The 9,065-nt window shown below is 30.5% G+C and carries 10 protein-coding genes; 2 read left to right on the top strand and 8 right to left on the bottom strand.

Features of this window, described 5'->3' with window-relative positions:
• Positions 1–12 precede the first annotated feature (12 nt).
• The 8 genes from CCO88_RS04315 to CCO88_RS04350 form a co-directional block, all read right to left on the bottom strand.
• Positions 13–516, bottom strand: a complete 504-nt coding sequence (locus CCO88_RS04315; protein ID WP_002778823.1) for a TlpA family protein disulfide reductase — start codon at positions 514–516, stop codon at positions 13–15.
• Positions 477–965 carry a TlpA family protein disulfide reductase gene (locus CCO88_RS04320; RefSeq protein WP_002778824.1) on the bottom strand — a complete coding sequence of 163 codons (489 nt, stop codon included), beginning with the start codon at positions 963–965 and terminating at the stop codon, positions 477–479. The genes CCO88_RS04315 and CCO88_RS04320 overlap by 40 nt, the downstream gene beginning before the upstream one ends.
• Positions 962–1,609, bottom strand: a complete 648-nt coding sequence (locus CCO88_RS04325; protein ID WP_002781337.1) for an ABC transporter ATP-binding protein — start codon at positions 1,607–1,609, stop codon at positions 962–964. The genes CCO88_RS04320 and CCO88_RS04325 overlap by 4 nt, the downstream gene beginning before the upstream one ends.
• Complete coding sequence (locus CCO88_RS04330; RefSeq protein ID WP_002781335.1) at positions 1,609–2,727, bottom strand: ABC transporter permease; 1,119 nt, start codon at positions 2,725–2,727, stop codon at positions 1,609–1,611. The genes CCO88_RS04325 and CCO88_RS04330 overlap by 1 nt, the downstream gene beginning before the upstream one ends.
• The gene (locus CCO88_RS04335; RefSeq protein WP_072224516.1) at positions 2,717–4,015 is read right to left on the bottom strand and encodes an ABC transporter permease; all 1,299 of its coding nucleotides are present in this window, start codon (positions 4,013–4,015) and stop codon (positions 2,717–2,719) included. Before CCO88_RS04335 ends, CCO88_RS04330 begins: the two co-directional genes overlap by 11 nt.
• Positions 4,002–5,405: a Fe-S-containing protein gene (locus CCO88_RS04340; protein WP_002839570.1), complete on the bottom strand. Its 1,404-nt coding sequence runs from the start codon at positions 5,403–5,405 to the stop codon at positions 4,002–4,004. The genes CCO88_RS04335 and CCO88_RS04340 overlap by 14 nt, the downstream gene beginning before the upstream one ends.
• Positions 5,406–5,486: 81 nt before the next feature.
• Positions 5,487–6,026 (bottom strand): iron transporter, encoded by a 540-nt coding sequence (locus CCO88_RS04345; RefSeq protein WP_002778842.1) that lies wholly within the window; start codon positions 6,024–6,026, stop codon positions 5,487–5,489.
• Positions 6,023–8,092, bottom strand: a complete 2,070-nt coding sequence (locus CCO88_RS04350; RefSeq protein ID WP_002806184.1) for an FTR1 family iron permease — start codon at positions 8,090–8,092, stop codon at positions 6,023–6,025. The genes CCO88_RS04345 and CCO88_RS04350 overlap by 4 nt, the downstream gene beginning before the upstream one ends.
• Positions 8,093–8,269: 177 nt before the next feature.
• Between CCO88_RS04350 and CCO88_RS04355 the strand changes: the two genes are divergently transcribed.
• Together CCO88_RS04355 and CCO88_RS04360 are read left to right on the top strand one after the other, a co-directional pair.
• Positions 8,270–8,452: a putative motility protein gene (locus CCO88_RS04355; RefSeq protein ID WP_002778846.1), complete on the top strand. Its 183-nt coding sequence runs from the start codon at positions 8,270–8,272 to the stop codon at positions 8,450–8,452.
• A 125-nt stretch (positions 8,453–8,577) separates the two neighbouring features.
• A partial coding sequence (locus CCO88_RS04360) for a Na+/H+ antiporter NhaA (protein ID WP_002781326.1) occupies positions 8,578–9,065 on the top strand: 488 nt, incomplete at its 3' end.

Raw genomic sequence — 9,065 nt, forward strand, 5'->3', positions numbered from 1 at the left:
TTTATAGCAAAATTAAATTTTTAACTTTTTAATCTCATTTTCAAGCACACCATAAGGCGTTAAGCCTATGAATTTTTCATCTATCTTGCCTTCTTTAAAAAAGCTAAGTACAGGTACTCCGTATATTTCTCCAACTGCACCTGAGAGATATTTGGCTGCTTTTTTTTCATAAAATAAAGCCAGATGCGACAAACCCTTTTCATCTGCCCAAGCTTTAGCATCCTTTGCATCTTTAGCATCGCCTAGTACTATAAAAATATTAAAATCATAATTTTTAGCTAAATCTTGCAAAATAGGAATTTGCTCTTTACAAACCCCACAATCTTTAGTAAAAAATACTAATGCAAAATTTTGTGTTTGATCGTCTAATTTTAAACTTTTTTCAAAACCATTATAAGAGAAATTATAAATTTTATTGCTATTTAAAGCTTTAAAATTTTCTCCACTATCGCAAGCTATAAAAAATAAAGCTACAATTAAAGCAAAGAGATAAGTTTGGATTCGAAAGTTTGCCATGGTTTTTCTCCTAAAATTCTTTCTTTTATAATCCCATCTTTAAGTATGATGGTGGTTGGAGTTGCAAATACAGCGTAGCGATCATTGGTGATTTTAAGATCATCGGTTAAAACTTTGATATTTTTAAAATTTAATTGTTCGGCCAAAACCTGAACGACTTCAACTTTATCTACCGAATTTATAGCATAAACGCTGATTTTATTTGGGTGTTCTTGCATAAATTTATCCAAAGAAGGCAGCTCTTGCAAACAAGAAGGACATCCATTTTGAAAGAAAACTAAGACTTTTATATTGCTTTTATCATCAGCTAATTTAACAGCCTTTCCTAAAGTATCTTTGGCTGAAATTTCAGCTCCTATTTGGCCAATTTTACCTTGGTCTTGATTTGTGTCAAAAGAGCAGGCATTGAGCAAAAAAAGACTTATGAAAAATAAAAATACTTTTTTCATTTTAAAATTCCATGTTGCAAGATAAGGGTGCGATCTGCAAATTTTGCTAATTCGGGATTGTGTGTGATCAAGACTATGGTTTTACCCTCATTTTTTAATTTTTGCAAGGTTTCAAGAACGATTTTTTCATTGGCTTCATCCAAATTCCCTGTAGGCTCGTCAGCAAGTAAAATTTCAGGATTGTTAATCAATGCTCTTGCTATACAAACTCTTTGTTGCTCTCCACCGCTTAGTTGGCTTGGTAAATGGCTAAGGCGATGTGAAAGCCCTACTTTTTCAAGTACAGCTTTTGCATCCTCTTCATCTACGCTAGAATGATAGTATTGCGAAAGCATAACATTTTCTAAGGCACTAAGATAAGGAATGAGATGAAATTGCTGAAAAATAAGCCCGATTTTTTCTCGGCGCAAAGTGATTTTTTGCTCTTCATTTATTTGTTCTAAATCTTCATTATCTAAAATGTATTTACCACTGCTTGGATCATCCATAAGAGATAATATATTTAAAAGCGTTGATTTTCCACTTCCAGAAGGACCCATGATGGCAAGCCATTCTCCTTTGTAAATATTTAAATTTATATTATCCAGTGCTTTTACTTTACCAAATTTTTTGCTTAAATTTTTAATTTGTATAAGTTCTTTCATTATTCACCTTTCAAATTTTCACAGACATTGATTTTTAATGCTTTTTTTATAGGAAAAAAGGCAGCTAAAAAAGCAAAAAACAAAGAAACAATTAAAGCCATAAATATAGCCTTAAATCTAAAATCTATACTTGCATTAAAAATCAAATATCCAAATATATTTGCTAAAAATATCCCACAAAAAGCTCCTATAATGCTAGCAAAAAGACTAATGATAAAATATTCACAAGCAAAAAGCTTGAAAATTTCACTTTTTTTAGCACCCAAGGCTAAACGCAAGGCAATTTCTTTTTTACGCGAAAATATAATCGAGCTTAGAGTGGTGTTTACACTTGTTGTGACTATGATTAAGACAACAAGTATGATTAAAAACATTAAAGCTTTTATTTTGTCTAAAACTAGGCCTTCGCTTAAAGATACTGATGAAATAGGTTTTGCATTAATGCTTTCATTGCTAATATTTTTTGTTTTTGTATTTATCTCATCAAAATTCCCATAAACAACCGCATTAGCATACTGAATTCCAAAGGTATCGCTTAAATTTTGTACTACGCTTAAAGGCGCTAAAACTATGCTGTCTAATTCATCATTACTTAAGAGTATGCCTTTTATCGTAAGCTTGGTAGTTTTGCCATTTTCTGGGTTGTAAATTTGAAGTTCATTGCCTACTTTAAGTCCTAGTTGTTTGGATAAATTAATACCCAAAAAAGCTGAATTTTCATCAAAATCACTTAGAGAAAAGCTCCCTTCTTTAACTTCTATAAAAGGCTTAGTTATCTTTAAGGCTCTAAAATCTGTACCCAAAACTACTCCACTAGTGCTACCCAAATTTAAAAATGTATACAAAAAAGGAGTTAAGGCTCTAGCTTTTAAATTCTTTTTTGCTTCTTCATAGTCTTGATTTAAGATAAGTTCTTTATCATTTTTAGGCTCGATGATAACATTTGCTCCATAAGCTTTTAATTCTTTAGAAAGCTTTGTATCAATATCAAAATAAATATTTAAAAAAGCCGAGCAAGTTAGTGCTCCTATAAAAACACTTAAGACAATAATAAAAAGTCTTTGATAAGAAAAAGCAATGCTTTTAAAAAGCTCATTTAAAAAAAACTTATCTACCATAAAGAACTCCTGCGGGAGAAAGATTTGCAATATTTTTTATAGGAAGCAAGCATCCAAGTATAGCTATCAAACCTGCAAACACAAGACTTAAAGGCAAGGCTATAAAAGCAATGTTTATAAAATATCCAAAAATTCCAAGGCTGATAAGCTCTGAAAGTCCTATGCCAAAAATAAATCCAAATACAGCAGAAACTAAAGCTATGATCAAATTTTCACCTGCAAAAAGTAAGTAAATTTGAAATGTATTTGCCCCCAGTACTTTTAAAAGCCCTATTTCTTTTTTTCTGCGGTGAATTTCAGAACTCATTAAACTTGATATAGCAATACTTGCAACAATAAGACAAATAATACAAGTAATAGCCATCAAAGACTGAATTTTTTTAACAACCAAACTTTGTGCATCGCTTATGGCATTGAGTGCTTTTGCATCCGCTCCTGGCAAGCCATCGCTAATTTGACTAGCAATTGATCCTACATAAGCTGAGCAATACCATTTATCGTATTCTATTTGATCGAGTTTTTCCTCGCCCATTCGGCGTACCTTTTCAGAAAGGGCTGATTCAGGTATGGTAAAAGCTCTTACTTCAGCACTTGCATATAAGCCTTTTTTTTCTAATAATTCTTGAGCTAAATTTAAAGGAGTGATGATTTTGTTTGACATTTTAGGATTGGCGTGGAGTAAAATTCCTACAATTTTTACTTCTTTTGAAATTTTATTCTCTCCTATGAGTTGTATCGTGTCATTGATTTTAAGATCGTTATTTTTAGCAAAATCTTCGCCTAGCATGATTTCATTGCTGTCATCTTTAGCCCATTTGCCTTGCACTTTCAAATAAGGATAAAGACTTTTAATACCTGTGATAAAATCATCATCATCTTTTATTTCAATCACTTTTTGAAAATAAGTACCATAAAGGAGTATTTTTTTTGAGGAATTATTGCTTTTTATTTCTATCTTTCCTTCTAAAAAAGGAGCAAAGGCTGTGATATTGTTTCGCCAATAAATATCTTTTAGCATATATAAATTTTTTTCTTCTAAATAGTTTTTATTTTTTAAAGGTTCGTAAAGCTCATTGCCTATTTCTATGCTAAGGCTTGAGCCTTTAGGCAAAACCAGTATATTAGATCCATAACTTTTAAGTTGCTTAGTTACTTCATCACCTATACTTAGAGTGATATTTAACATTGTACATAGCAAAAGCGTAGCTAAAAAACAAGTAAGAAAAGCTAGAAATTTTTGAATTTTATTTCTAAAGATAGAATGAGTTATCATTTTAACTAGCATTATTTCTCCTTTGGATTAAAAATAAAGCTTCTGTATCTTCTACATATTTCATAGGATCTTTCTTAAATTCCTCATAGTTTTTTTCATTTGAAAAATAATAAGTTATACCTTTATAGCTGTAAGAAAAAGGTGCTTGAGTGTTAATGATCTTATCTTTTGAAACAGGATCTTGCACTTGTATATCTTTAATTTGACTAAAATAATTAGATCCTGCTACAACATCTTTAACATCTATGGTGATTTTTTCACCATCATAATCGTATTTTAATGGGATAGGATTGCAACCCCCTGTTTTTCCTACACTCGGTAGAAAAATTCGCACATTGCACGAAATGCAAATTAATTCCCCTTCTTTTTTAATATAACCCATATCCCCACAAATAGCACAAGCATCAAAAACAGCCACAGGAGAATCCCTATCTTCTCTTTTATTGATGAGGAAAAACCTTATCACTTTGCCTTGCTCGCTTATATAAGCAAAACGATGAAGTTTGTTATCTCTTAAAAGCGCTACATCAAAGATAAATTTGCTATTTTTATCAGGTAAAAGTTCTGTAGGCTCGTCTATGCTTAAGGGTTTAGAACTTACCATAAAAAAGTATAAGATGATACAAAAACTCAAAATACAAGAGATAAAAACACTAGAAAAATAGCGATTTATGAGAGTATTTTTTGCTTCATTTTTGCGGTAAACAATATCTAAAATTTGCTTTTTTACAATATTTTTTTTGCGAATTTGCAAACTTAAAAATGCTAAAAAAATGATGAAAAATAAATAAACATAAATTCCAAAAACACCAAAATAATTACTTTTTCCAACAAAACTTACTAAAAAAGTATGAGTTTCTATGAAAGAATTTCGCATCAGTGTAAGCAATATATTTGCTAAAACCTTATCTCCTTCTATAAAAATAAGGATTAAAAAAAGTATAAAACTTGCTTTTTTGTTGATATTCTTTTGCCACTTTAAAAAGAAGAAAATTAAAATACAAATTAATAAAGCTAAAGCAATAAAACCTAAAGAAGAAATGGCTTCGCTATCGATTAAAACACCATTAAATATAGGAAAATCTTGAGTTAAATTATAATAATGCAAAGCTATGCAAAAACTCAAAATTCCTAGTAAAATAAAACTTAAAATTTCTATTTTTTGCCAAAAATAAAACACAAAACTCAAAAGCAAACAGGCTATAAAAATAAAATTGAAATTAAATATCAAATTCTCGGTTTTTAGAAATTGTGCTGCAATAAAAAAAGCAAAATATCCAAATAAAAAGCCTAAAAAAAGAGCTAAAAAGCTTTTAAAAATATATCTTTTATCGGGCGTAATAAAAGCCATTAAAATGCTTAAGGGCAAGATACTAGAAAGAAAATGCACAAAATATATACTCATAATTTACTCTTTAAACATTGTTATTTTGATTTTAAAATAAAAATAAAAATATTTAAACACTCGGAAAATCCGAGTGTAAAATCATTTTGGTGTGCCTGTGTATTTGAATTTATAATCAACTTTAAAAGGCTCAAACCATTTACCCACACCTGTTTCTTCATCGACATGGCGTCCAAATCCTTGTTTTTCAGGATTTGAGATATAAAAAGTAAGTTCATAATTTCCTACGCCAAAGCCACCTTTTTTATCTTTTTCCATAGCAATATTTGCACCATAGTGAGGACCGTCATCAGCCACCATAGGCATCAAAGTTCCACGTTTAATTGCACCTGTGTCGGTATTTTTAAGTTCATAAGCTATAGTTAAATAAGGCATCCAAAAACCTTCTGGAAAACCATTTGGATTGTTTTTAAGTGCGTGAATGTCAGCTTCTAGGTGAATATCTGCTAAAGATGCAGCTAAATCAATACCTCTTGGCTCCATTTCAATAGGTTGTAAATAAACAGCGGCTATTTCCATGCCATTAAGTTCTTTTGGATCGCCAATTGGCACTTCGCCTGCAAATAAATTTGTACTAATAACCGCAGCTGCAGCAACTACTGATAAAACTTTTTTTATCATGATTTTACTCCTTTTTTTGAAATTTGTTTTGTTATTAAAATGCCAATAATTAGCATAATTAAAACTATAAATTGAGGGATTAAAGTCTCATAGTAAGGATAAATTCCAAGCCATAAAATCGGTTCAAAATTCATAGGTATAAGACTAGGAATGATGACTTTTCCTTCTATGAGTTCGGCTATGCCTTTGCCTGTAAAAACAAAAACCATGTAAAAAATAATGTAAGAAGTGATATAGAAAAATTGTTTTACAGGTATGCGAATGGCTCCTGCTTTTAAAAGAAAATATAAAACAATAAGTATTAAAATTCCAAGTCCAAGTCCGCCAAAAACAGCACCAAAATCAGTGCTTGTTTTAGCATCAAAAAGCAAGGCTTGATAAAAAAGCACAGTTTCTGCACCTTCTCTATAAACAGCTAAAAATACGGTAATCCAAAGGGTTTTTGCGCTATTATTTGATATAGCATCTATAGCACCTTGTTTGATAAAGCTTGTCCATTTTTTATTTTGTGCGTTTGAAAGTAGCCAAAAGCCCACATAAAAGAGTAGTAATACGGCTATAAGCATGGTAATACCTTCTATAAGCTCTCTACTTTGACCTGCATTTTCTTTAAATAGCCAAGAAACTCCAAAAGCGGTAATAAAACTTAAAATCACTCCTGTAAAAAGAGCACTATAGGCGATATTTAGACGATTTTTATTACCACTTTGCACAAGATAAGAAACAATGGCTACAACGATAATCAAAGCTTCCAAGCCTTCACGTAAAATAATACTTAAAGCCCATATAAACAGCGAATAAGGAGTAGAATCTTGAATTTTATCCACACTGCTTGCTATGAGTTGTTCTAAGTCATTAAAAGTAGCTTCAAGCTCTTTTTTATCTGCACTTGCTTTAATCAGTGCCACACCTTTGGAAAATAAACTTTCTATTTTAAGTTTTAAGCCGCTATCTACAGCACCGATTTTATTTTCCATACCGCTTGCTTCAAAAATATCTAGATAAATTCCTTGTAAATCATCTACCATAGAAGTGCTAAAGCCATCATAATTTTTTAAAATTTCATCTAAAGCAAGTTTGATATTATTAGAAACTTTGGCATAATCTTTGCCTTTTGTTTCATCATTAAAGCCTGAAATTTGCAAACTTGAAAGTTCTGAATTTGGAATTTGTAAGAAAACATCAAAAATTTGTTCTTCTATATTATCTAAGCCATCTCTTAAGCCTTTTTCATCTATTTTTGCATCGTTGATTTGGCGTATAAGGGTGCGTATGGCTTGTTGAATTTTTTGATCGTTTCCTGCTTTGGTAAATTTATTTACTAAAATTTCTACTTTGGTATTGCGATAATCACTAAATAAGGCATCATTTAAAAAATCTTTACTAGCTTGGTAGTTTTTTTCTTTAAAAGCATTAGCAGTCTGTGAAAATTTGGTAGAGATATTATCTAGTATAAATTGCAATCTTGCGTCCATTGCAGCGGCAGCTTGTAAATCATTATTTATACTATCATTTATAGTTTCGTTTTGGGTACTAGAAGAAGAATTAGTTTTTGCTAAATCATTTTTATCAATACCCATCATTTGGGCAATCAAAGCTTCTGCTTCTGCTTCACGCTTGGCATTGGCTTGTATGCTTGATTTTTCAGCTGCTGCTTTATCGTAATTTGTATCACTTGCTTCTGCTTGTAAGCGATAACCATTTTGCAAAATCGGTGCAACTTCATCTAAATCATAATAAAGACTTTCAATTAAAGCATCAATTTGCTCTATGGGCGCTTTATCTTTATACAAGCGACGCAAATTTGTAAATTTTCTTTCCATGGTGATGGCTTTTTTGCCTATATTTCTTCCAATGGAACCTTCCATATTTTCAAAGTGTTGAAAATAAGCATCTTCGCTAAGTTTTTTAGCCTTTAAATTATCGCCCTTTTCATAGCTTTTTATACTCTCTTCTAATATATTTTTAATAGTATTAGCTTCTGCTACATAATCATCAACTCTAGCAAAAACAGAATTTGCTAGAAAGAGCATAGAGAGAGAAAACAAAATTTTAAAAAATTTCATACATTTCCTTAAAAAATATAAAAAATAATATTTATTATCAATATTGATAGAAGTATAATACAAACCATATTAAACAAAAATAAAAATTATTTTTATCGAATTTAAAGGGTTAAGTGTTTAAAATTTTTTCCGATACTACTTAAGTCTTCATACATAAATTATACTTAGGAGGGTGTTATGATTTCAGACGCAACTATGAGTAATGCTAATTTATTAACAGCGGTAAATACTTCAGTTTTGAAAAAATCAATGGATACAAATGAAGTGTTGATGAATGAGCTTATCAAAGGTATGGAGAGTGCATCGGGGGCTTCTGCTTTGCAAACTTCTAGCTCTAGCGGTTTAGATATTTACGCTTAAGTATCTTTAAATTTAGGGTGTGCTTTACACCCTAAATAAGGATATAACTTGTTAAAATAATCATTTCTTTAATATTTTTTGGTTATAATAATTAACATATTGAATTTTATAATCAAGGGGCGCAAATGCAAGCTGTAAAGAAAATAATTTTAAGTGAAACTTTTCCAGGCATTTTGCTCATATTTTTTACTCTCTTGGCTTTACTTTTTAAAAATTCTTCCTTAAGCGTTATTTATACAGATTTTTTTCATGCTAATTTTACTATAGGATTTGATCATTTTCAGATTGCTAAATCTTTGGATTTATGGATAAATGATGGTTTGATTGCTATTTTTTTCCTTTGTATAGGACTTGAATTAAAATATGAAATTTTACGCGGACAACTTAAAAATATAAGATCGGTTTCTTTACCTATATTTGGAGCTTTGGGAGGTATGATTGTCCCTGCTTTGATTTTTTCTGCTATTAATTATTCTCATGAATTTGCTATGAAAGGATGGGCTATCCCAACAGCTACAGATATAGCATTTGCAGTAGGTATTTTAATGCTTTTAGGAAATAGAATTCCTTCTAGTCTTAAGCTGTTTTTACTTTCTTTAGCTATTTTTGATGA

The organism is Campylobacter coli LMG 9860, assembly GCF_000254135.1.
GTDB lineage: Bacteria > Campylobacterota > Campylobacteria > Campylobacterales > Campylobacteraceae > Campylobacter_D > Campylobacter_D coli.